The sequence below is a fragment of the Methylobacterium sp. CM6244 genome (assembly GCF_054817885.1).
Genome location: NZ_CM139247.1, coordinates 1,354,385 through 1,377,949, shown reverse-complemented (window position 1 = coordinate 1,377,949; position 23,565 = coordinate 1,354,385). Strand labels below are relative to the sequence as shown.

At 65.3% G+C, this 23,565-nt stretch carries 20 protein-coding genes and 1 pseudogene; 9 read left to right on the top strand and 12 right to left on the bottom strand.

The features are described from left to right. Positions 1-59 precede the first annotated feature (59 nt). Positions 60-1,217: a glycosyltransferase family 4 protein gene (locus ACYQML_RS06345; RefSeq protein ID WP_461235032.1), complete on the top strand. Its 1,158-nt coding sequence runs from the start codon at positions 60-62 to the stop codon at positions 1,215-1,217. Further along, positions 1,214-1,882, top strand: a complete 669-nt coding sequence (locus tag ACYQML_RS06340) for a class I SAM-dependent methyltransferase (RefSeq protein ID WP_461235031.1) — start codon at positions 1,214-1,216, stop codon at positions 1,880-1,882. The genes ACYQML_RS06345 and ACYQML_RS06340 overlap by 4 nt, the downstream gene beginning before the upstream one ends. On the opposite strand, the gene ACYQML_RS06335 is transcribed toward ACYQML_RS06340, so the two are convergent. From ACYQML_RS06335 to ACYQML_RS06325, 3 genes are all read right to left on the bottom strand, one after another. Next, on the bottom strand, positions 1,872-2,288 hold the full coding sequence (locus tag ACYQML_RS06335) for a PsiF family protein (RefSeq protein WP_461235030.1): 417 nt from the start codon (positions 2,286-2,288) through the stop codon (positions 1,872-1,874). The genes ACYQML_RS06340 and ACYQML_RS06335 overlap by 11 nt on opposite strands. A gap of 235 nt (positions 2,289-2,523) precedes the next feature. Further along, complete coding sequence (locus ACYQML_RS06330; protein ID WP_056428706.1) at positions 2,524-3,213, bottom strand: response regulator; 690 nt, start codon at positions 3,211-3,213, stop codon at positions 2,524-2,526. Positions 3,214-3,372: 159 nt separating this feature from the next. After that, a complete protein-coding gene (locus ACYQML_RS06325) occupies positions 3,373-3,636 on the bottom strand; it encodes a hypothetical protein (RefSeq protein WP_461235029.1) in 264 nt (87 codons plus the stop codon). Between the two features lie 495 nt (positions 3,637-4,131). On the opposite strand from ACYQML_RS06325, the gene ACYQML_RS06320 reads away from it, so the two are divergent. The 5 genes from ACYQML_RS06320 (at position 4,132) to ACYQML_RS06300 (ending at position 9,474) form a co-directional block, all read left to right on the top strand. Then, a complete protein-coding gene (locus ACYQML_RS06320; RefSeq protein WP_246747780.1) occupies positions 4,132-5,013 on the top strand; it encodes a Crp/Fnr family transcriptional regulator in 882 nt (293 codons plus the stop codon). 628 nt (positions 5,014-5,641) lie between these two features. Next, positions 5,642-6,364 carry a Crp/Fnr family transcriptional regulator gene (locus tag ACYQML_RS06315; RefSeq protein ID WP_244478163.1) on the top strand — a complete coding sequence of 241 codons (723 nt, stop codon included), beginning with the start codon at positions 5,642-5,644 and terminating at the stop codon, positions 6,362-6,364. Between the two features lie 169 nt (positions 6,365-6,533). Then, the gene (locus ACYQML_RS06310) at positions 6,534-6,788 is read left to right on the top strand and encodes a DUF6894 family protein (RefSeq protein WP_056428385.1); all 255 of its coding nucleotides are present in this window, start codon (positions 6,534-6,536) and stop codon (positions 6,786-6,788) included. Between the two features lie 146 nt (positions 6,789-6,934). Next, positions 6,935-8,566: an alpha-D-glucose phosphate-specific phosphoglucomutase gene (locus ACYQML_RS06305; protein ID WP_056454420.1), complete on the top strand. Its 1,632-nt coding sequence runs from the start codon at positions 6,935-6,937 to the stop codon at positions 8,564-8,566. A 137-nt stretch (positions 8,567-8,703) separates the two neighbouring features. Beyond that, positions 8,704-9,474 carry an SDR family NAD(P)-dependent oxidoreductase gene (locus ACYQML_RS06300; RefSeq protein ID WP_461235028.1) on the top strand — a complete coding sequence of 257 codons (771 nt, stop codon included), beginning with the start codon at positions 8,704-8,706 and terminating at the stop codon, positions 9,472-9,474. Between the two features lie 111 nt (positions 9,475-9,585). Here the strand turns inward: ACYQML_RS06300 and ACYQML_RS06295 are convergent, their stop codons facing one another. The 4 genes and pseudogenes from ACYQML_RS06295 to ACYQML_RS06280 all read right to left on the bottom strand — a co-directional run bounded on the left by ACYQML_RS06295 (position 9,586) and on the right by ACYQML_RS06280 (position 13,854). Continuing rightward, the gene (locus ACYQML_RS06295) at positions 9,586-9,894 is read right to left on the bottom strand and encodes a cupin domain-containing protein (protein ID WP_056428392.1); all 309 of its coding nucleotides are present in this window, start codon (positions 9,892-9,894) and stop codon (positions 9,586-9,588) included. Between the two features lie 69 nt (positions 9,895-9,963). Beyond that, positions 9,964-11,514 (bottom strand): GMC family oxidoreductase, encoded by a 1,551-nt coding sequence (locus ACYQML_RS06290; protein WP_082490410.1) that lies wholly within the window; start codon positions 11,512-11,514, stop codon positions 9,964-9,966. Beyond that, the gene (locus tag ACYQML_RS06285; RefSeq protein WP_461235027.1) at positions 11,511-13,001 is read right to left on the bottom strand and encodes an alpha/beta hydrolase; all 1,491 of its coding nucleotides are present in this window, start codon (positions 12,999-13,001) and stop codon (positions 11,511-11,513) included. Before ACYQML_RS06285 ends, ACYQML_RS06290 begins: the two co-directional genes overlap by 4 nt. A 97-nt stretch (positions 13,002-13,098) precedes the next feature. Beyond that, positions 13,099-13,854, bottom strand: a pseudogene (locus ACYQML_RS06280) (bestrophin-like domain). Positions 13,855-14,205: 351 nt separating this feature from the next. Here ACYQML_RS06280 and ACYQML_RS06275 point away from each other — a divergent pair. After that, positions 14,206-15,315 (top strand): sensor histidine kinase, encoded by a 1,110-nt coding sequence (locus tag ACYQML_RS06275; RefSeq protein WP_461235026.1) that lies wholly within the window; start codon positions 14,206-14,208, stop codon positions 15,313-15,315. Next, a complete protein-coding gene (locus ACYQML_RS06270; protein ID WP_207410901.1) occupies positions 15,312-15,764 on the top strand; it encodes a response regulator in 453 nt (150 codons plus the stop codon). Before ACYQML_RS06275 ends, ACYQML_RS06270 begins: the two co-directional genes overlap by 4 nt. 49 nt (positions 15,765-15,813) lie before the next feature. On the opposite strand, the gene ACYQML_RS06265 is transcribed toward ACYQML_RS06270, so the two are convergent. From ACYQML_RS06265 to ACYQML_RS06245, 5 genes are all read right to left on the bottom strand, one after another. Further along, positions 15,814-18,567: a PAS domain-containing protein gene (locus ACYQML_RS06265; protein ID WP_461235025.1), complete on the bottom strand. Its 2,754-nt coding sequence runs from the start codon at positions 18,565-18,567 to the stop codon at positions 15,814-15,816. 236 nt (positions 18,568-18,803) lie between these two features. Further along, complete coding sequence (gene glnT / locus ACYQML_RS06260; protein WP_461235024.1) at positions 18,804-20,102, bottom strand: type III glutamate--ammonia ligase; 1,299 nt, start codon at positions 20,100-20,102, stop codon at positions 18,804-18,806. A gap of 83 nt (positions 20,103-20,185) precedes the next feature. After that, positions 20,186-21,562: an FMN-binding glutamate synthase family protein gene (locus tag ACYQML_RS06255; RefSeq protein WP_082470585.1), complete on the bottom strand. Its 1,377-nt coding sequence runs from the start codon at positions 21,560-21,562 to the stop codon at positions 20,186-20,188. Beyond that, on the bottom strand, positions 21,562-22,251 hold the full coding sequence (locus ACYQML_RS06250; protein ID WP_056428416.1) for a GltB/FmdC/FwdC-like GXGXG domain-containing protein: 690 nt from the start codon (positions 22,249-22,251) through the stop codon (positions 21,562-21,564). The genes ACYQML_RS06255 and ACYQML_RS06250 overlap by 1 nt, the downstream gene beginning before the upstream one ends. Continuing rightward, a complete protein-coding gene (locus tag ACYQML_RS06245; RefSeq protein WP_056428419.1) occupies positions 22,251-23,144 on the bottom strand; it encodes a class II glutamine amidotransferase in 894 nt (297 codons plus the stop codon). Before ACYQML_RS06245 ends, ACYQML_RS06250 begins: the two co-directional genes overlap by 1 nt. Positions 23,145-23,565: the final 421 nt, after the last annotated feature.

Genomic DNA, 23,565 nt, shown 5'->3' with positions numbered 1-23,565 from the left:
GCCATAACACTCCTGCCATTCGCCTCGCCCCGGAGCGGCGGCGTGCTACAGCCTCTCTCATGGCCACGTCCCCTTCGCCCTCCTCCGCGCCGATGAAGCGGCTCGTCTTCGTCGTCACCGAGGACTGGTTCTTCGCCTCGCACTTCCTGCCCATGGCGCGGGCCGCCGTGGCGATGGGCCTGTCCGTGACGGTGGTGACCCGCGTGCGCGCCCACCGGGCGGTGATCGAGGCGACGGGGGCGCGCGTGGTCGAGTTGGAGGCCGAGCGCTCCAGCCTCAACCCCATGGCGGCGGGTTATGCGGCGGGCCAGCTCGCGGCGATCCTGAAGGCGCTGAAGGCGGATATCGTCCATTGCATCGCGCTGCGCTCGATTCTCGTGGGCGGGACGGCAGCGGCGATGGCGGGTATCTCAGGCCGGATCTATGCCCTGACCGGGCTCGGCTTGATGGGCGCGCGCGCCGACGTCGCGGGACGCATGGCCCGCATCGCCCTGCGCCAGCTGATCCGTGGACCGCTCGCCTCGAAACAGACCCGGTTCCTGTTCGAAAACCCGGACGACGCCATCGCCCTCGGCCTCGATCCGGCCGACACGGCCGTCACCATCGTCGGCGGGGCCGGCATCGACCCGGCCTTACTCGCAGAGACGCCGCAACCGCCCTCCCCGCCCCTGCGCATCGCCGTCGTGGCGCGGATGCTGTGGTCGAAGGGCATCGACACGGCCGTGGAGGCGACGCGCCTCGCACGCGCGGAGGGCGCGGCGGTGGAGCTCTCCCTCTACGGTGCTCCCGACGCCTCGAACCGGAGGGCGATCCCGCAAGAGACCCTGCGTTCCTGGAGCCGGGACGGCATCACCTGGCATGGCCCGACCCGCGATGTGAGCAGCGTCTGGGCGGAGCACCATGTCGGATGCCTGCCCTCCCGGGGCGGCGAAGGCCTGCCGCGCACGTTGCTGGAGGCGGCGTCCTGTGGGCGAGCCCTCCTCACCACCGACGTTCCCGGCTGCCGGACGCTGGTTCGCGAGGGAATCGAGGGCATGCTGGTCCCGCCGGACGATGCGCGGAGCCTCGCTGCCGCCATGGTCCGGCTCGCCGCCGATCCGCTCCTCATGGCGCGGATGGGCGAGGCCGCGCGGCGGCGCGTGGTCGAGGGCGGCTTCACGGAGGATGCGGTGATGCAGGCGGTCTCGGGCCTCTACGCGGATCTCATCCGGTCATGACGCCCTCGGTCGATCCACTTCGCTTCATCCGCGCCAATACGCGGCTTCTACCCGTCCCCCACGCACCGGAGATCGTGCTGCATGTGGCCGACGAGGCCACCGATCTCTGGCAGAAGACGGAGGACGAACTCGATTCCATCGGCCTACCGCCACCGTTCTGGGCCTTTGCCTGGGCGGGCGGGCAAGCCCTGGCCCGGCATATCCTCGACCGCCCGGACCTCGTGGCCGGACAGCGGATCCTCGATTTCGCCTCCGGCTCCGGGTTGGTGGCGATCGCGGCGACGCTGGCCGGCGCCACCCATGCGACGGCGAGCGACCTCGACGCCTTCGCGATCGCGGCCATCGGCCTCAATGCCGAAGCCAACGGCGTCGGCGAACGGATCACGCCCGTCCTCGACGACCTCATCGGTTCGCGGCCGGCCGATCTCGGCGTCACGACGATCCTCGTCGCGGACATCTTCTACGAGAGCGACATCGCCGGCCGGGTCACCAACTGGCTGGCGGCCCTGCATGAGCAGGGCGCCACCATCCTCATCGGCGATCCCGGCCGTTCCTACCTGCCGAGGGACCGGCTCGACATCCTAGCGACCTACGAGGTGCCGGTGAGCCGCTCCCTCGAGGATGCGGAGATCAAGCGCAGCAGCGTCTGGCGCTTTAGGGCTTAGGAGCCGGGGGCGTCGCCTCCGGTATCATGCCGGTGCCGGTGCCGGGGGGCACGGTCGAGCCGGGCGCCGTCGGAGCGGGTGCAATCGGGGCAGGCGCATTCGCTGCGGGGGCCGCAGGGGCCGTGGTCGCTCCGGAGGCTTCGTCGCCCTTCAGGCAGGATTTGATGAAGGCATGCCGGTCGGCCTTGTCCGCGCCGGCGGATTTCAACTCCTCCTTGCACGCCTTGAGCGCGTCGTCCCTGCAGGACTTCATGAACGTCTTGCGCTCGTCGCCCTTCAGGCCCTTGGCCTTCAGCTCCTGCTTGCAGGCGCCGATGCGGCCACCCACGGCGGCGGAGGCGTCCGTCATGGGCAATCCGGTGAGCATCCCGGCAAGCAGGACGAGTCGCAACGTCGAGTTCTTCATAATCGCACTCGCTTCAACGGATGGAGGGGGGGATGGGATCGCGACGGACCGGAGCGTGGCCGCGATCGGTGTGGCGACGCGCCCCGTGCGTCGGTCGTCGCACCACACTCCGTCATCGACCATGCCCGCCATGGATGCAACATCCGGCCCCCTGCCCTTCGCCCGCCCCCGGGCACATTCCCGTGAGGATCGGCCCCGGGACGGCGCGGTTCGGCCGAGGAGCGACGATCCGCGCTCACCCCGCCTGCGGGGCGCGGATCTGGTCGAAATCGAGCAGGGCCGTCTCGATCACGATCTGGGTGCGGCTGATGACGTCGAGCTTGCGCAGGATCTCGGAGACATGCGCCTTGACGGTGGAATCCCCGACCTGAAGCTCGTGCGCGATCTGCTTGTTCAGCTTTCCCTGCCGGATCATCAGGAGGACCCGTAATTGCTGCGGCGTCAGGCGGGCGATCCGCTCCGCGAGCTGCGTCGCCGGAGTGGCCAGATCCGCCGCGGGCCCGGAAAGCGCCGCCGGGATCGACAGGCCTCCACCCAGAACGTCCGCGATGGCACGGGTCAGCGTCGCCTTGTCCACCGCCTTCGGCACGAACCCGGCCGCGCCGTGCCGCAGCGCCTCGCGCATGATGCGCGGATCTTCCAGGCCGGACACGACGAGGATCGGAACGCGCGGGAAACGGGAGCGGATCGAGATCAGGCCATCGAATCCGACGACGCCCTGCATCGACAGGTCCAGCAGCACGAGATCGATTCGGCTGTCGGCCGTCAGGGCCGCCATGGCGCTGACGATCCCCTCTGCCTCCGCGATCGCCGCTTCGGGAAAGGCGAGCTTGACGGCGCTCGCCAACGCATCGCGGAACAGCGGATGGTCGTCGACGATCAAAAGACGCGTGGCCGCCCCGCCCCTGCCTTCTTCCCCCGGCATCGAACCCATCCCGCACCGATCTCGCACGCGAGCCCTGCGGTGACCCTACCAGATCGGTGTCGAACGCGCCAAAGCGAGGGGAAGCGCCGCGCCGACAACGGCATCGGAGGGGGCACCGAGGCCCCTCGTGCCACATCCCCTCGCCCGGCCCGATCGGTGCTACTTTGCGGTGATCTTGACGCCGGTCTTCTCCACCTCGGCCCGTACCATCGTCTTGGTCTCCTGGGGAGCAACGGACCAGGCTACCGCACAGACCAGGCAGAGTGCAGCGAAGCTATAGGCAAGCCCGTGCATCACTCCCAGCAGTCCGAGCAGGAGAGGGTTGAGAGATAGCGTCACTGCCATCGTCGAATTACCGGTCAGATAGTAAATCGAAACAAAAGCAATCACCGTCATGACGAGTGCTTTGAGGAAATTAGGCACTGACATCTCCGTTTCAAAAGTCGGATCTATGATCTTTCGGCCATAGACATGTATCTGCGGCGCCTTAACCCCAGAGGCTTCAAACGGTTAAGCTTATCGCAGTGCCATGACAATTCGACATTCCTCATACAGGCCATGCAAGAATCCCAGGGCCATGAATCCGAGGGCCATGAATCCGAGGGCCACGGCACGCCGGTCGACGTGACAATCCGCATGCCCGACGGCCGAAACGAATCTCCCATCATCCGTGACGCGCCTGGAAACCGGCCCTTCCCCGCCCCGTGAAACCACGGCTGCAATTCCCGCGCCGCGATGACGGAATCTCGCCCGGCAGCAACATGATCCCTCCGGGCGGCATCGCCCGAAAGCGTATTCGGACCCGCAATCCCTTCGTCCGGCCCGGCCGGAAAAGGAAATCGAGGCGAGCGGCCAAGGATGCCGATCGTCTCGATCGGGCGCGTCAGAGATCCCGAGACAGGGACTCGATCATGCCGAATGTCGAATTACGCACAAAGAACGCCAAAAACGCTCATAATCCACAAATCACCGCCTATCATTTGTTGGACCCGTGACGCAGTTGCTATGGTACGTTCGGCGTTTGGGGTTGATGAGCGGCGCGTAAACCGGACGCCGACTCTTCGGGGCAATTGCATGGTCATTCCTTCTCAAAAACACGTTCGCAACAGCCTTCTCTCCCGGATGCACCCCGACGATTATGCGGCCATCGAAACCGTTCTCGAGCCGGTCACGCTGAAGCGGAAGGACGTCCTCATCCAACCCGGCCAGCCCTTGACCCATATGCGTTTCATCGAGAGCGGCGTCGCCTCGGTGGTGGTCGGCACCCGCGAAGGCAGGCGCATCGAGGTGGGGATCATCGGCTCGGAGGGAGCCAGCGGCCTACCGCTGCTGTTCGACGTGGAATCCACGCCCCACGAAACCTTCATGCAGATCGACGGCGAAGCGCTGCAGGTGGACAAGGCCTCGTTCCGCAGCTTGGTCGAGGAAAGACCTGCCTTCCGCAAGTTGATGATGCGCTATGCTCACATCTTTCAGCTTCTCACCGCCCAGACAGCCTTGTCGCACGGTTCTTATACTTTGGAAGAACGGCTGGCTCGTTGGCTGCTGATGTGCCACGACCGTGTCTCGGGCGATGAGTTTCCCATCACGCACGAATTCCTGTCCGTCATGCTCGGCGTCCATCGCCCCGGGGTGACGACGACGATCCATATCCTCGAAGGCGCCGGCACGGTCCGGGCCCGGAGGTCTCACATCGAGATCGTCAATCGCGACAAGCTCAAGCTCATCGCGGGCGAAAGCTACGGTATACCGGAGGCGGAGTACCGCCGCCTCATCGCCGAGGATGCCGCGGAGAGTTGATCCCTGGACCGCCCCCAACGTGTTCAGGCTTCGATGAACGTCGATCTCATCCCCGGCGATGGTCATGATCCGTACCAAGCGTCTGGCCGACCTTATTCACCGTCTTCCTTTTGCGTATCACCGTCCTAGAATCGACATCTCGTCTTCGATATGATCGAGGCGTTCGCCCCGTGTCCTGAACTAGAACTTTCGCGATCGATGCCTCACCTTTCCTACAGCTGCTATCGGAGCCGTCTTTACGGTCATGTGGCCCACCAGGAGCTTTTGGCACTTTTGCGAGGACGTATAGTCAAAGAAGACGAGAGCATGCGGCAAATGATCATCCCCATGGATCTGGCGGTCGAGCAAGCCCCTTTCGCCTTGACGATCCACGGTTTCGGGAATCGATCAGTCACAGCAGGAGGTGGGGGCGGCGCCCGCCCGGCTCGAACCTCGCGTCGAACCGGGGCATGACTACGACTTTAGTACGAGAGCGATTATCTTAAGATAATCGCGGTTCGCGTCCTTCAATTGTCATAGATCATTGAAAGCGCGTTTCGAAGAATGCTACTTTTGGCGAAAGCCGATGTTGATCGCATAGAGATATCGACCATTGTCGCGGAATAGATTCTCGAATACGGCGGATAGCGTGTTCAATCCTCTGATCCAGAAGCTGGAAGGCTTCGTGGAACTGAGCGACGCCGATAGGGACGCGCTTCATCGGCTCGCGTCCGTCGCCCGCGACGTTCCCGCCCGCACCAACCTCGTCCGCGAAGGCGAGCCGCCGAGCGATATCATCTTCATCACCGAAGGGATCGGTTGCCGGTTCAAGCAACGCGCCAACGGCGCCCGACAGATCACGGCCTATCTCGTTCCGGGCGATACCTGCGATCTCGACATCGCCCTGCTGAACCGGCTCGACCATACGATCGCGACCCTATCCCCCTGCAAGGTCGCACGCGTTTCCGCCACGACCCTGAGAGAGATCACCGAGAACCATCCGGCGATCGCCCGGGCGATGCGCATCTCCGCCCTGATCGACGAGGCGACGTTGCGCGAATGGCTGGTGAATATCGGCTGCCGGTCGGCTCTGGAGCGGATCGCGCATCTCTTCTGCGAGTTCCTCGTCCGGCTGCGGGCTGTCGGCCTGGCCACGGAGGATAGCTGCGATCTCCCCATGACGCAGCACGAACTGGCGGACACGACGGGAATGACGACCGTCCACGTCAACCGCTCGCTGCAGGAGCTGAGACGGCGGGGGCTGATCGAACTCAAGGGCAAGAACCTGAAGGTCCTGGACTGGCCCAGGCTGAGGTCTCTTGCCGAATTCAAGGCCGGCTACCTTCGGGTGGATGGACAGACCATGTTCTGAGCAGGCTCGCCGCCCCCAAAGGCGGGGCTGCGTCCGGTTTCCTGCCCGTGGTTGCTTGCGTACATTTTCTTGCCTGCGGTTTCTTGCCTGCGGTTTCCTGCCCGATCTCCCTTGCGGCAGCCGCATGGCACACCCAGTCTAGGCTTGGCCGTTACGGTAGGAGACCGGCATGCCGCGATACTTTCTGAACCTGCGCGATCGCGACGGGCTCCATCTCGATCCGGACGGAGACGAGTTCGGCGGCCTGGACGACCTGCGCGACGAGGTCATGATCGGCGTCAAGCAGATCGTCGCCAACGCCCTCGTCAGTGGCTCCACCCTGAGCGACGCTCTGGATCGCTCGTTCGAAATCATCGACGAAGCGGGCGAAACCGTCCTGACGGTCCCGTTCTCCGAAGGTGTCGCGACGAACACCAAGCGATGACGCGACGGGACGTCGCCCGCCTTCGTGGCAAAGGAGGCGCGACGAGACGATTCCGAAGAAAGTTTCCGTCTCGACCCATTCAGGGTGGTTGACCGGAACGGACCAGCCGTTGTGTTGTCCCCGCCGACAACGAGGGGCTTTCGCGGATGACTTCGAGGCACGTGCCGACTTCGCCATTCTCTGACCAGAAGCCGGGGACGTCGGGCCTTCGCAAGAAGGTCCCGGTCTTCCAGCAGCCCCGCTACGTCGAGAATTTCGTCCAATCCATCTTCGACATCATCCCCGACCGCGAGGGCGCGACCCTGGTCGTGGGCGGCGATGGCCGCTTCTTCAACCGCGAGGTGGTGCAGACGACCCTGAAACTTGCCGCCGCCAACGGCTTCGCCCGGGTTCTCGTCGGCCAAGGTGGTCTCCTCTCCACACCGGCGGCCTCCTGCGTCATCCGCAAGCACGGCGCGATCGGCGGCATCGTCCTCTCGGCGAGCCACAATCCCGGCGGACCGGACGGAGATTTCGGGATCAAGTTCAACGCCGCCAATGGCGGTCCGGCCCCGGAATCCGTCACCGCCGCCATTTACGAGCGCACGAAGGCGATCACCCAGTATCGCATCGCCGACGTGCCGGATCTCGACCTCGATAGCGTGGGCGAAGCTCGGATTGACGGCATGGTCGTGTCCGTCATCGACCCGGTGGCCGATTACGCGGCCCTGATGCAGGAACTCGTCGATTTCGATGCGATCCGCCGCCTGTTCGCCTCCGGCTTCCGCATGCGGTTCGATGCCATGAGCGCGGTGACCGGTCCCTACGCCGTCGCCATCTTGGAAGGGGCGCTGGGCGCCCCTTCCGGCACGGTGGTGAACGGCACGCCGGAGGAGGATTTCGGCGGCCACCACCCCGACCCCAACCCGGTCCATGCCCACGAGCTCTACGAGCTGATGCTGAGCGCGGACGCGCCGGATTTCGGCGCGGCCTCGGACGGGGACGGCGACCGAAACATGATCGTGGCGCCCGGCCTCTTCGTCACCCCGAGCGACAGCCTGGCGATCCTTTCCGCCCATGCCCATCGCGCGCCGGGCTACGCCTCCGGCTTGGCGGGCATCGCCCGTTCGATGCCCACGAGCCGTGCCGCCGACCGGGTCGCCGCATCGCTCGGCATTCCCGCCTACGAGACCCCGACCGGGTGGAAGTTCTTCGGCACCCTGCTCGATGCCGGCCTCATCACCCTCTGCGGCGAGGAGAGCGCCGGCACCGGCTCGAACCACGTCCGCGAGAAGGATGGGCTCTGGGCCGTGCTGCTGTGGCTGAACATCCTGGCGGCGACGGGCAAGCGCGCCGACGCCATTGTGCGCGAGCATTGGGCCTCGTTCGGCCGCGATTACTACACCCGCCACGATTACGAGGAGATCGAGTCCGAGAGCGCCAACCGTCTCATGGAGGGGTTGCGCGCGCAGGTCGCGAGCCTGCCCGGCCGCCGGATCGGCGATCTCACCGTCTCCACGGCGGACGATTTTCGCTATGTCGACCCGGTCGACGGCTCCGTGACGGCGCAGCAGGGCATCCGTATCAGCTTCGCCGAGGATGCGCGCGTGGTCTACCGCCTCTCCGGCACCGGCACGGCGGGGGCGACGCTGAGGGTCTATATCGAGCGCTACGAGAGCGACCCGGACCGGCTCGACCTAGCGCCGGATGTCGTCCTCGCCCCTGTCGTCCAGGCGGCGCGCGACATCGCCGACATCGCCGGCATCACGGGGCGCAGCGAGCCCAGCGTCATCACCTGAGCCCGGAGAGGGACGTCCGTCCCCGCCGATGCCGCATTCCGGGAACCGCGTTTTCCTCGGCCCATTGTCCTGAAGATCACGGGTGATCGCCGGCCGCGCAATGGCCGCGCACCCCTTCTCGCACAGATGGGACAGACATGAAGTTGCAGGGCAAACGCGCTCTGATCACCGGGGCGGATTCCGGTATCGGACAGGCTGCGGCCGAGTTGTTCGCGCGCGAAGGCGCGGACGTGGCGATCACCTACAACACCGACGCGGACGGCGCGCGGGAGACCGCGCGCCGGGTCGAGGCCGCCGGGCGCAGATGCCTGGTGATCCAGGACGATGTCGGTGACCCGGCCTCCGTCGAGGCGACCTTCGCCAAGGTGGCGGCCGAGTTCGGCGTTCTCGACATCCTCGTCAACAATGCCGGCCAGGCCATGAGCGGGATGCCGGTGGCCGAGATGGATAACGGCAAGCTCGAACAGATCCTGCGGGTCAACCTGATGGGGCCGGTCTTCTGTGCCCGTGCCTTCATCAAGGTCCGGCGGGCCAATGGCGGGCGGGGGAAGATCGTCATCGTCTCGTCGGTGGCCCAGCACCTGCCGACGCCGGAAAGCGCGCCCTACGGCATGTCGAAGGCCGGTGTCGGCTCGCTCTGCCGGAGCCTGTCGCGCGAGCTCGCCGAGGACAAGATCAACGTCAACAACGTCGCCCCCGGCCTGATCGAGACGCCGATGACCAGCGACCGGTTCGAGAACCCGGAGAAGCTCGAAGCCTCCCTCGAACGCATCCCGTGGCACCGCGCCGGCCAGCCCGACGACATCGCCAAGGCGATCCTCTACCTCGCCTCGGACGACGCCGATTACGTCAACGGCCATACCCTCGTGGTGGATGGCGGCCTGACCATGCAATGGGGCGGCGCGTAGGGCGGGTCTCTCTTCGGGAACATAATATCGAAAAGGGCCGGATCGCGATCGATCCGGCCCCTCTCATGTCTGGTCTCACGTCGCCGCCTTGGGTTCGGCGGGTATTGCCGTTTACGCGGCCGGCGGAGCGGTGGCCTCGACCGCCGTGAACTCTTCGAGGATCGTGTAGGTGTGCTCGGCCTCGGCCGGGACGAGCCAGGAATCGCCGGGCTCCAGGGTCACGGTCTCGCCGCCGACCGTGAGTTCGGCGCGGCCGGAAATGACGTATCCCACCGTCTCGTAGGGTCGACTGGCACTCGGCTTGTCGTCCGTCGGCGGCTCGTGACGCCACATCCGCATGGCGACCCGCTCACCCTTGGCGAGGCGGATTTCGCCATGCGCATCCGCGCGGGCATTCGTCGTGGAGATCTTCGTGGTCATGGCGCTTGAAACCTCGTCGCGTTGCGGTGAATCCAACCGGGGAATGGCGGTGGCGTTCCTGATGAATCCTCAGGAGGGATGCCCGAGGAACGCCTCGGCCGAGCGGAGGGCCAGCGCCATGATGGTCAGGGCCGGATTGGCGGCCAGCGAACTCGGGAAGGTCGATCCGTCGCTGATCCAGAGGTTCGGAATCTCGAAGCTCCGGCCATGGGGATCGACCACGGCGCTGTCGCCATCCATGCCCATCCGGCAGGTGCCGATCGTGTGCGCGACGCGCTCCAGCACCCAGATGTCGGAGGCGCCGGCGGCTTCCCAGATCGCCTTCATGGTCCGCGTCGCATGGGCGTTCAGCCGATCCTCGTTGGAGGAATAGCCGAAATCGATCTGCGCCTTGCGCATCCCGAACGCGTCCACCTCGTCGGCGAGGACCAGCACGTTGGCGTCGCAGGGCAGGGTCTCACCGTTGATCCCGATGCCCGCCATGTGGTTGTAACGATTGAGATGTTCGGTCAGCGCCCGCCCCCAAAGGCCGCGCCCCCGCGCCACCGAGTTGCCCCAGGTGACCGGCAGGACGCCGAGACTCTGCATCAGGTAGCCGCCCGCGAAATCCGCATCATCGGGCCGGACCATGTCCTCGCTGATGAGCGACGAGGGATAGCCGCGGTTCATCCGCATCTCGGCTTCGAACGTCCCCCAGACTTGTGTCGCCACATGCCCCATATAGTTGCGGCCGACCTGACCGCTGCCGTTGGCGAGCCCGAGATGCAGGAGGAGCCGAGGCGTCTCCACGGCCCCGGCGCAGAGGTAGACTGCCGCGCAACGCTGCCGATGATCGATGCCGCCATGCCGGTAGATCACCGACGTGATCCGGCCCTCACGGTCGCGCTCCAGCCCGTGCACGCGACAATCGGGGCGGATTTCCGCGCCATTGGAGACCGCATGCGGCAGGTAGGTCACATCCATGCTGGTCTTGGCGCCGGTGCGACAGCCCTGGTGGCAGTAGCCGCAACTGATGCAGCCCCGGCGCAGACCGCCGCCCTCCTGGGAGAAGTCGCGCGAGACGACGGCCGCAGGCGAGTCGGCGGTTCGAATGCCGAGCCGGTCGCAGGCTTGGCCCATCACCTGCGCCGGCGCATTGCGCGGGACCGGTGAGAGAGGATAGCGCCGGCCGGGATCCCAGGGGTACTGGGAGGAGCCGGACACGCCGATAAACGCCTCGACGCGCTCATAAAATGGCAGCAGGTCGTCGTAATCGAGCGGCCAATCCACGCCCATCCCGGTCTCGGAGTGAAGACGCAGGTCGCGCTCGTCGGCGCGCGGCGTGAAAGCCCCCCAATGCAGGGTGGAGCCACCAACCCCGGTCCCGCTGTTGTTGGCGCCGAAGGCCTCCGGTGTCGAACCGCCGCTGAGGCGCTCCTCGGTCCAGTAGATCTCATCCGCGAGCGTTTCGTCGAACGCGAACTGCGTAGGATCGAAATTCGGCCCCGCCTCCAGGGCGACGACGGTGAGCCCTGCCGCTGCGAGACGGGCGAGCACGGGCGCACCGCCCGCCCCCGTGCCGATCACGACCACATCGACGATGTCATCGGTTGCGTAGCGACGCATCGCATCGAGCTTCACAGACCGATCTCCCCGCCGGTCTTACCCAGGGCGGCAGATTCCCATGGTTCAGGGTCACCGATCCCCACCCGTACGAAGCCGGGCATACGATCGGTGTCGTCGCCACCCGCACCGATCCCGCCGAAGCCGATCCGCGCGAGGCTGGCGGGATGGGCCAGATAGATCCGTACCGCGTCACTGCGCAGATCCTCGAACCACAGGCTCATTCTTTCGGCGTCGAACCCCTGCCTCGGCCCTTCGGGCGAGAGCCGCTCGCCGGCTGAGGCCGCGTGCAGGAGGGCGTCCTGATCGGCCCCGCCGAGGGACAGAAAACCCGTTTCATGGACGGATCTCGCGGCGGCATCGAGCATGCTCAGCGCGATACGATAGGCCTCGCCGTCCTCCGGCAGCTTGGCGAAGCGCCAACCATCCCCGGTTCCAGCAGCGAGCCGGGCCTCGATCCGCGCAGCGATGTCGATCCGGCCGGCATCGTCCTGCGGGAGCACCCGGTCGAGGACGGCGCGAAGGAGGGCGAGTTCCATCGGATCGAACCATGTGGACCGGTACTCCGAAGCATCGGGCTCGGCGCGAGCGAGGAGCGCCGCCCTCAGACGGCTATTCACCCGCTCGGAATCGATCAGCGCGCGGTAGGGCTGCGGCACCTCCGGTGAGGTAGACCGTCGCGCCGCCCCCTCCGCAACGAGATCTGTAATCAGCTCGGCCACCGCCTCCGGTCGCTCCAGGGGCAGGAGATGTCCTGCACCGTCGAGGGCAACGAGCCGGCCGGATGCCAGGTGAGGAAGCGTCAGTGCCTCCTGCGCTGTAGCGCCGAGATCGGCATCCTCGGTTCCGCCCACGACCACGGCCGGTATGCGCAGGATGCCGATCCGGCGGCTCCAATCCTCTCGGGAGCCGTCGCGAAGCCATGCCGTCCAGGCGGCGGGAGCGGCACGCAGCACATCCTCGATCGCCCGGGTTCGACGCGGTTCGTCGAGGCGCGCACCGGTATTCTGGTCGATGAACTCTCCTGCCTTGCGCCGGCGGGTCTCCGCATCCGCGGAAATCCAGTCCAACATCTCCTGCCGCTTGTCGTCGGACATCGGCTCTGGACTCGGTGGCGAACCGCCGAGCAGGACCAGCCCAGCGAGCCCAGCCAGATCCGGCGCCCCGTCCTCGGCGCGCCGGGCGATAGCCAGTGCCACCTTGGCACCCATGCTATGGCCGGCGAGATACCATCTGTCTCCGGGATCGGCGGCCGTAATGCGGGCGGCCACATAATCCGCCATCGCATCCACCGTGTAGCCCGGGACGGCAGCCGCATCTCCGAACCCCGGCAGGTCGAGCGCGACCAGACGAACGACGCCATCGAGACAGGCTGCGACCGGTTCCCATTCCCGCGCGCTTCCGCCGAGGAAATGCAGGCAGACCAACGTGGATGGTCCGCCGGTACCCAGGCCCGGGATGACCGGGGCACCGGCGGTGGTATTGGAAGCGGGACGATTTGGCATCAGCCCGAACTCGGGCGCGTGCCCTCCCGATCAAGGGCTTAATCCCCCACCGGGCTTGCGGCATGGCGTCCGTCCACTTCGTTCCGCATCGTGAGCGTCAGGGGGCCGACCCCTCTCTCAATCCCGATCTCAGTTCGAGGAAAGGGGCCTCCGAGATGGAATCGTAGCCATAATACGGCCAGTCGATGGCGACGATCATCGTCATGGCCAGAGTGATCGAGAAGGACAGGAGGCAGTTCATCAAGAGATGAGCGGCGAAATTTTCGGCGCCGAACAGGACGGCGAAAGCGATCATCGAGATCGAGCCGAGAAGCACGACGGCTCAGACGATCCGGTCGACGCCATTGATGGCCAGATCGCTTCGTCCGCGATGGAGATCGTAGAGATCGTCGATGTGCTTGCGAAAGTCCTTCACCGTGAGAACGTCCGCCAGATCCTTCAGCGGCAGCGCTGCAGCATCGAGCCATAGGCGGTGGAGCACCCGAGTTGCTGCGACGGGCCGCTCCGCCCGTCTCATCTGGGGCCACTCCTCCTCGATCACCACCTGAACGTCAGTTGCCAGATGAGCAGGCATGGCAGCACGGTTCGGTTCGGGAAGGGTCGTCACCTCCCGTGCCAGTCTCGCGACTTTATCCGCCTCCTCGAAAACGAGGGTTTCGGCACGGTCCTTCCGCGTCATGACGGTGATCGCCAGGGAAGAGATCAAGATCGCGTGGATGACACCGACGACGGCGATGAAGAAGCCGGCGATACCGTTGTGGGACCGCCGACGATCCTTCTTCCAAACCCTGTCGACCATCAGGACGGCCGACACCGTGCCACCCACGGAGATGGAGCTGATGATGCAGGCCATCTGCCAGATCGGCGCGCCATAGAGGAAATTGACGAAATCCATCATGCTCCGAGCCAGCGGTCTCGCATCGGCACGACGTCGCCCTGGCAAAGTGACATTCCGGCAAGTTCCGGATTCGGCAGTGGCTCAAACGGGGGCTCACCTGCCCATGCGCACATCGACTGTGCAACCGAATGCGGTTGGGCGGAACAAACCCGCGCTCCTCGCACTTTCGCCTGTCGTCCCTTGAGGTTTTCAAGGATTTCAAGGATTTCGAGGATAGCCGGATACCCCTCGCCGGACCATGGCGAACCCGTTAAGATCTTGCGGCGCACCATCGGGTGTTGCCCATCTTCGCAGAGAGCCCGCTCCGTGCCGACCCGGCCGCCCTTCCTGTCCTCCGCCGAAGCATCGACATCCCTGCCAACGTTGCGCCGCGGCTCGCAGCTGCACGAGACCGAGCGCCGTCTGAACGCTGTGCTGAACAATGCGTCGGTGGCCATCTTCCTGATGGATGACAGGCAGCACTGCGTCTACATGAACCGCGCCGCCGAACTGCTCACCGGCTTCACCGTCGGGGAAGTGCTCGCGCGCGATTGCCCGCTTCACGACATCGTCCACCACACCTATCCCGACGGCCGCCCGTTCCCGCTGGAGGAATGCGCCATCGACCGTGCCTTCCCGGAGAACAACCAGGAGCGCGGCGAAGAGGTGTTCGTCCACAAGGACGGTCATTTCTACCCAGTCGGGTTCACCGCGAGCCCGATCCGTGACGACGCCGCCAAAATTATCGGCACGATCATCGAGGTCCGCGACATCACCGAGGAGAAGGCGGCAGCCGAGCGGCAGCGGCTGCTGACTAACGAACTGAACCACCGGGTGAAGAACACGCTGGCCACCGTCCAGTCCATCGCGGCGCAGACCTTCCGCGCCATTTCCGACCAGCCGGCCCGCGCCGTATTCGACGCTCGTGTCACGGCCTTGTCGAACGCTCACAACGTCCTGACCGAATCCAACTGGGAGAGCGCCAGCCTCATCGGCGTCGTCGAGCGGGCGATCGCGCCCCACGCGGTGGCGGAGGCCGACGCGAACCGGTTCCAGATCACCGGCCCGGATACCCGTCTTCATCCCAAGGTAGCTGTGACGCTGGCCATGGCGTTGCACGAACTGATGACGAACGCCGCCAAGTTCGGTGCTCTTTCCGTGCCCGAGGGCAGGGTCACCGTCGTTTGGACGCTGAAATCCGATGGGGCGCGCGAGCGCCTTTCCCTGACCTGGACGGAGACGGGTGGCCCGGAAGTGGCTCCCCCGACGCGCAGGGGTTTCGGTTCCCGTCTTGTCGAGCGACAATTGCCCTTGGAGTTCGACGGCAACGCCGCGATCGATTTCGCGCCAACCGGAGTTGTCTGTCGCCTCGATATCCCCCTGACGGCCTTGGGCTGGCATGGGCAGGAGATCGTGACGGGGCGACCGGGCTCATGAGCATGCTCGAGGGGCGCCGCGTCCTGCTGGTGGAAGACGAAAGCCTGGTGGCGATGCTCGCCGAGGACATGCTGCTCGATCTCGGCTGCGAGGTCGTGATCGCCATGCGCCTCGAACAGGCATTGAGGAACCTGCAAGCGGAGACATTCGATCTCGCTGTCCTGGACGTAAATCTCGGTGACGCGCGCAGTTATCCCGTAGCCGACAAGCTGTTCGAGCGCTGCATCCCGTTCCTCTTCGCCACAGGCTACGGGGCGGCCGGTGTCGAGCCCGCCTATCGCACCGTCCCTGTGATGCAGAAGCCCTACCAGAAGGACGACCTGGAGACGCTGTTGCAGCATCTCCTGACCTGCGAGACGTCGCAGCGGAAGACCGAAGCCGGATCGTTCGGTTGCAGTTGCACGCCCCACTCGAATGGGGCGGGGCGCAATCAAATCCGGGCAGACTGACCCCCCGGTTCCAGCCTCCTAACGCGCGTCGGTGCGCGATGCCGGCCGCCTAGTGGAAATCGGGCGGGGTATCGATGGCTTGCAAACCCTTCAATGAAGCTTCGAGTGTGCAGACCACGCCGGACATGCGGTAATCGAGAGAGACCTCGCCGCCGAAATTGCCGGCCAGGCCGCGCGATATCAGCCGCGTGCCGAACCCCGTCCGCGTCGGCGGCTGCACGGGAGGCCCGCCGGCTTCGACCCAGCGCAGCAGCACCCGGTCGCTGCCGTCGCTCTCATGCGGGCGGATCTCCCAGAGGATGGTGATGCTACCCTTCGCGGCGGAGAGCGCGCCGTATTTGGCTGCGTTCGTCGCGAGTTCGTGGAGGATGAGAGCGAGCGACATCGCGGCCTTGGCGCCGACATTCAGCGCGGGCCCACGAACGGCGAACCGGTCCGGCTTGTCCTTGTGAGGCTCCAGCGTGCTCTCGATCAGCGTCTTGAGGGGCGTATCGCCGAGCGAGCCGCCGAGGAGCAGGTCGTGGGATTTGCCGAGAGCGATCAGACGGCCCGCCAGCACGTCCTTCGCGGTGGCGATGTCGGTGGCGTTGCGCATGGTCTGCGTGGCGATGGATTGCACCATCGCCAGCATGTTCTTCATGCGATGGCTGAGTTCGAGGTTGAGCACGCGCTGCTGCGCTTCCGCCTCGATCCGCGCGATCGCAGCGCGGGTCCGGTCGGCGACGTTGCGGACGAAACCGATTTCCTCGGTCGTCCAGGCATGGGGCACGTCCTTGGCCGCGTACAGCAAGGCCATGAAACGTCCGTGCTCCATGACGGGCAAGTTCAAGAGCGATCGGATGCTAATGGGGATGAGCGAGGCTGCATCCGCCACCGTTCGCGGATCTGAGGTGACATCCTCAATCAGGACTGTCCCGCCGGTCTTCAGCTCATCGATGTACGAGCCGTATTCCCGGAAGTGATGAAGTCCGTCGATACGGGGAATATTCTGGGCGGACCAGCCCCGGCCGATGAGGATGGTCTCGCGATCCTGGTCCACCGCGCCGTAGCCTGCATGGGACAGTCCGAGGGTACGGCCAACGATCTCGGCCGCGGTGAAGGAGATCGTGACAGGATCGCTCAAATGGCGAAGGCGGTCACCGAGTTCCGCGATGGCGAGGCGGCGGGTCTCGTTCTGTGCGCGTTCGGTGACATCGAGAAAGAGACAACTGAAGCGCTGGTCGCTCTCATGGCCAGCTCGAACCTCGAAGCTGCGGTCGAGAGCGGCGACCGTGATCTCGAACAGGGTTGGCTCGCCCGTATCGACGACGGTCGCATAGCGGTCGATCACCCATTGCTCGATATCGGGCACGAGTTCGCGGATGGTCCGGCCGACACTGTCATCGGGAAGGCCCGATTGCCGAGCAAAAGCCTGGTTGATCTCCAGGAATCGGTAATCCAGCGGCCGTCCCGCCGCGTCGCGGATAAGCTCGGCAAGAAAGAAGCCTTCCTGCATGCTGGTAAACAGGCCGCGCCAGCGTGCCTCGCTGGCGCTGATCAGCTGCTCGGCATTCTTTTGGACGGTGATGTCGCGCGAGACCGACAGCAAACGCTCCGGCTGCCCTTCGGCGTCGAGGATCGGCGTAACCTGCACATCCCACCACCGGAGATTTCCCGCCATGGTGTTAGCGAGGCCCTGGAAATGGCCCGTGCGCCCGGCCTTGGCGGCAGCGACAGCCTCCCGAGCCTGGATGTGACCTTGATCTTGCCAGAAATCGGGCCAGGGACAGTTCTTGATCGCGTTGAAGTCGCTGACTTCCATCACGCGCATCCCGCCTTCGCTCATGAAGGTGAGCCTCGTGTCGAGGTCCAGGACCTTGATGCAATCGGCCGAGGAGGCCAGGACGCTGCGCATGAACTCGGCGTCGTTGTGCTGCTTCTGGCTCGCGAGACGCTGTTCCGTGCGATCCCGCAGGATCTTGATGAAGCCCTCGGGATTCCCGTCTTCGTTCCTCAGCGGCATCATCTCGCCGAGCCCCCAGAACAGGGACCCATCCTTCCGCTTGTGCCAGCGCTCGTCGCTGGCCCGGCCATGCATCAGCGCCGCTCCCATCTCCTGCTCGGGCAAGCCGTTCTCGACGTCCTCCACTGTGAAGAAGACATGGGCGTACTCGCCGCACATCTCCGCCTCGGTCCAGCCGAGGACGCGCTCCGCCCCGGTGTTCCAGCTCGTGACCTGGCCGGACAGGTCCATCGAGATGATGCCGTAATCGACAGCGCTCTCCAGGATCGCCTTGTTGAGCCGGTCGCTCTCGCGCCGGTCCTGTAGGGCCCGCCGTAGATCGAGGAGGGCCATCACCTGCTTGGCCAGCGTGCGCAGGATGAGCATCTGCGCTGGGGTGAGGCTGTTCGGCTTGGTGTCGAGGACACACAGCGTTCCGAGGGTCACGCCGTCCGCCGTCTGCAGCGGTACGCCAGCATAGAAGCGAACGTGCGAATCGCCGGTAACAAGCGGGTTCGTGGCGGTCCGCTCGTCGCGGGTCGTGTCGGAAATCTCGAACACCGCGTCCTGTTCACGGACGGCATAGCGGCAGATCGAGGAAGAGATCGGAGTCTCCCTCTGGCCGAACCCGGTCTCGGCCTTGAACCATTGCCGTTCGCCATCGAGCAGGGAAATCAACGAGATCGGCACATTGCAGGCCGCCGACGCCGCTTTCACGATATCGTCGAAATCAGCCTCGGCCTCGGTATCGAGGATGCCATAGCGTGCGAGGGCCGCACGACGGTGGGCCTCGATGCCCGCACTGTTGTCGTCGTGGTCCACAGAGCTTTCCTGCCCGCATTCGTCTTATTCGGACCGAAAAGCCGAGATCCGCCGGTTCATGCGCCGAAATTCCAAGACGGGCAACCGGCTGCGATATGTCCCTCACCATGCTTATCATCAAGAGCGATCCAGGTCGAAAGCGGCGCAGGACGGCCGGTATCGGACGACGGTTGGGTCGAGGAGCGAAACGACACCTCGCACACATGGGCTCCCGGAAACCGGCCGGGAGCCTTCCGTCAGCAGTCGAGCGTGGTGTCGCGCTCCCACTGCGTCAGATGGCGCGAATAGGCGTTCCATTCCTCGGTCTTGAGCTTGAGATAGCTGGGCACGAAGCTGCCGAGGGATTGAGCGAGGACGTCCGACTGTTCGAGCGCCCGCATGGCGTCGAGCATGTTGAGCGGCAGGCGCTTGACGCCCTCGACCATGTGACCGTCCGTGTACATGTTGATGTCGAGCCGCTTGCCCGGATCGCGCCGGTTGCGCAGGCCATCGAGGCCGGCAGCGAGCAGACCTGCCTGGAGCAGGTAAGGGTTCGCGGCGCCGTCGGCGAGACGGAACTCGAAGCGCCCGCCATCGGGGATGCGGATCATGTGGGTGCGGTTGTTACCCGTATAGGTCACCGTATTGGGGGCCCAGGTCGCGCCGGATGTGGTGCGCGGGGCGTTGATGCGCTTGTAGGAATTGACGCAAGGGTTGGTGATGGCAGCGAGCGCATCGGCCGAGTGAATCAGGCCGCCGATGAAGTGGTAGCCCTCCCGCGACATCCCGATCTCGTCCGACGGATCGGAGAAGACGTTGCGCTCCCCGTTCCACAGTGAGACGTGGGCGTGGCAGCCGGAGCCGGTCAGGTCCATGAAGGGCTTGGGCATGAAGGTCGCCCGAAGTCCGTGCTTCTCGGCGATCGAGCGGGTCATGTACTTGAAAAAGGCGTGCCGGTCGGCCGTGACGAGGGCGTCGTCGTAGTCCCAGTTCATCTCGAACTGGCCGTTCGCGTCCTCATGGTCGTTCTGGTACGGCTTCCACCCGAGGGTCAGCATTGCATCGCAGATCTCGGTGATCACGTCGTAGCGGCGCATGAGGGCCGACTGGTCGTAGCAGGGCTTCATCTGCCGGTCGGCCATATCGGCGGGTTCGGAACCGTCGGGCGTGATCAGGAAGAACTCGCACTCGACGCCGGTCTTCATCTGAAGGCCGTCCCGCGCCGCCTCCTTGATGAGACGCTTCAGGATGTTGCGCGGCCCCTGCTCCACGGGCTTGCCGCCCATGACGAGATCGGCGGGCAACCAGCCGACCTCAGGCTTCCAGGGTAACTGGATCAGGCCCGCCGCATCGGGGACGGCCAGGAGGTCGGCATCGGCCGGGCTCATGTCGAGCCATGTGGCGAAGCCTGCGAACCCCGCGCCGTTCCGACAGGTGCTGGCGATGGCGGCGGCCGGGACGAGCTTGGCGCGCTGGGTTCCGAACAGGTCCGTGTAGGATACGAGGAAATACTTGATGCCACGCTCTTTTGCGACGGCTTCGAGATCCGGGGTCATGGCGTCACCCTGCGTTGCGTCGTGCGGCCGATCGCGGCCATGCGGTGGAGAAAAGGTCGCCCTTCAGGGGCGGCCTTGCGTGGTCAGAAGCCGGTCTTTCCGGGAATCCAGCTGGTGCCGGCCATCGGAACCTGCGCCATGGCGGCAGCCTCGATGGTGAGCGCCACGAGGTCTTCGGGTTCGAGGTTGTGCAGGTGGCTCTTGCCGCAGGCACGCGCGATGGTCTGCGCTTCCAGCGTCATCACCGCGAGGTAATTGGCGAGACGCCGGCCAGCCAGAACCGGATCGAGGCGCTTGGCCAGTTCGGGATCCTGCGTCGTAATGCCGGCGGGATCCTTGCCCTCGTGCCAGTCGTCATAAGCGCCGGCGGTGGTGCCGAGGGCCTGGTAATCGGCCTCCCAGCGTGGATCGTTGTCGCCGAGGGCGATGAGCGCCGCCGTGCCGATGGCGACGGCATCCGCGCCCAGGGCCAGAGCCTTGGCCACATCGGCTCCAGAGCGGACACCGCCCGAGACGACGAGCTGCACCTTCCGGTGCAGACCGAGATCCTGCAGCGCTTGCACTGCGGGGCGGATCGCCGCCAGGATCGGAATGCCCACATGCTCGATGAACACGTCCTGCGTCGCGGCTGTCCCGCCCTGCATGCCGTCGAGGACAACCACGTCGGCGCCGGACTTGGCTGCGAGCGCAGTGTCGTAATAGGGCCGCGAGGCGCCGACCTTCACGTAGATCGGCTTCTCACCATCGGTGATCTCGCGCAGTTCCTCGATCTTGATCTCGAGATCGTCCGGCCCGGTCCAGTCGGGGTGGCGGCAGGCCGAGCGCTGGTCCACGCCCGGAGGCAGGCAGCGCATGCCGGCGACACGCTCGGTGATCTTCTGGCCGAGCAGCATTCCGCCGCCGCCGGGCTTGGCGCCCTGGCCGATGACGATCTCGATCGCGTCCGCCTTGCGCAGGTCGTCCGGGTTCATGCCGTAGCGCGAGGGCAGGTACTGATAGACCAACGTCTGAGAATGCCCGCGCTCCTCCTGCGTCATGCCGCCGTCGCCGGTGGTGGTCGAGGTGCCAGCGAGCGTCGCTCCGCGCCCAAGGGCTTCCTTGGCCTGGGCGGAGAGCGAGCCGAAGCTCATTCCAGCGATGGTGATCGGTGTCTTGAGGTGGATCGGCTTCGAGGCGAAACGAGCGCCCAGCACCACCTCGGTGCCACAGCGTTCGCGGTACCCTTCCAGCGGGTAGCGACTGATGGAGGCGCCGAGGAACAGGAGGTCGTCGAAATGCGGCAGCTTGCGCTTCGCCCCGGCACCCCGGATGTCATAGATGCCGGTGGCTGCGGCGCGGCGGATCTCGGACATCACGTCAGGCGTGTAGGTCGCCGAGAAGCGGGGCTTGGTGCGCGGCAAGGGGCGCGCATCCTTAAGGGTCGGATCCTTGAGGGTCGGGTCCTTGGGAGTCTCGGCCATCAGTAGGCTCCGGCGTTGTCGACGTTGAAATGATAGAGGCGGCGCGCGGAGCCGTAGCGCCGGAATTCCGACGGGCTCACCTCGCCCGCCAGTCCGGCGGCCTTGAGCTTGGCGTAAAGCTGTTCGCGGTGCTCGTCGCGCATCTCCTTCTCGATGCAATCGGCACCCAGACTCTTGACCGAGCCGCGCACGTAGAGCCGCGCTTCGTAGAGGGAATCGCCCAGCGCCTCGCCGGCATCGCCCAGAACGGTCAGGGTTCCGGCCTGGGCCATGAAGGCCGACATGTGGCCGATCGAGCCCTTCACGACGATATCGACGCCCTTCATCGAGATGCCGCAGCGAGCCCCTGCATTGCCGTCGATCACCAGCAGGCCGCCATGAGCCGTGGCGCCGGCCGACTGGCTGGCATCGCCGCGCACATGGACGAAGCCCGACATCATATTCTCGGCGACACCCACGCCCGCATTGCCGTTGATCACGACGCTGGCGAGCTTATTCATGCCGGCGCAGTAATAGCCGACATTCCCCTCAATCTCGACGGAGATCGGCGCATCGAGGCCCACCGCTATGGCGTGGCGACCATCCGGACCGGTGATGGTCCAATGGGTCTCGTTGGTGTCGGGGCGCAGGGCGTGTAATGCCCGGTTGAGGTCGCGCAGGGGCGCCTGGTTGAGATCGTAGGACGACATCAGTGACGCTCCCAGGCGTAGACCTTGGCGGGTTCGGGCTCGAAGACGCGGGCGGAGGCGATGCCGGGCAGACCCACGAGGGCCCGGTATTCGGAGCCGAACGCCACGTAATCGTCGGTCTCGGCCATCACCGCAGGCTTGCAGGCGATCGGATCGCGCACGACGGCGAAGCCCGTCTCGGTCCCGACCACGAAAGTGAAGAAACCGTCGAGATCCGACAGGCTCGATTCCAGGGCCTGCTGGAGGGACGCCCCCTCGCGCATGCGCCAGCTCAGGTAGCCGGCGGCGACCTCGGTGTCGTTCTTGGTAGCGAAGGTGAGGCCCTCGCGCTCGAGGCGGCGGCGCATGTCGTTGTGGTTCGACAGCGAGCCGTTATGGACCAGGCATTCGTCGATGCCGGTAGAGAACGGGTGCGCGCCATTGGTGGTGACCGCGCTCTCCGTGGCCATGCGCGTATGACCAATCCCGTGGGTGCCGGTCATGCCGGCGAGATCGAACCGCTCGGCCACGGAGGCCGGTAGCCCGACCTCCTTGTAGATCTCCATGCGCCGGCCGGCGCTGACCACGTCGATGCCGGGCGCCTCCTTCTTGAGCCACGCGCGGATCCGCCCCTCGCGCTCGGCGGGCACGGAAATGACGGTATGAGTGTCGCGTTCAATCTTGTCGAAGGTGAACGTGAAAGCCTCTTCCAGACCGGAGATCGCCTTCCGCAGCGCTGCCTGATCCGCACCACGAAGGGTGAGCTTCACGCCGTCACTGTCCGATCCGTAAACGGCGAAGCCAGCACTATCGGGACCGCGATCCGTCATGGTCGCGAGCATCTTGGACAGAAGCGAGCCAAGCTGCGGCTCAAGCTTTGAGTTCTTCAAGTACAACCCGACTATACCGCACATCGCACTTTCCCGCTTCCACCGAGCATGTTCATTGTTGCTCTCACATTCCAACCGACCCGTCAACTATCGGTCACAAAAAATTCTTCCTGGGAAATATTGGGGTGACCGATCATCTGCCGCCCGAACAGAGGCGCCTTTCTGTGAGGCACGTTGCGAAAATGACAAATGCTCGCAGCGAGATTCGCCTGGCCAGCACAGCGCCCTGCAAGTTTACCGCTCTGAAGAACTGTATCGCCGAGAACAAGGCCTCGTTACGATACGCTTATCCTCGTCAAATAGGCTCGACGCGACCTGTAGCGACGAGAACACCCGCTCGCCGGAACGACGAAAAATTCCCTTCAAGAAATATGGTTTCGCGAAAAGCGTGAGGCCGTCAAGTCCTGACGAACGGAGAATGTGTCCCTTCATCATAAGAGAAAGT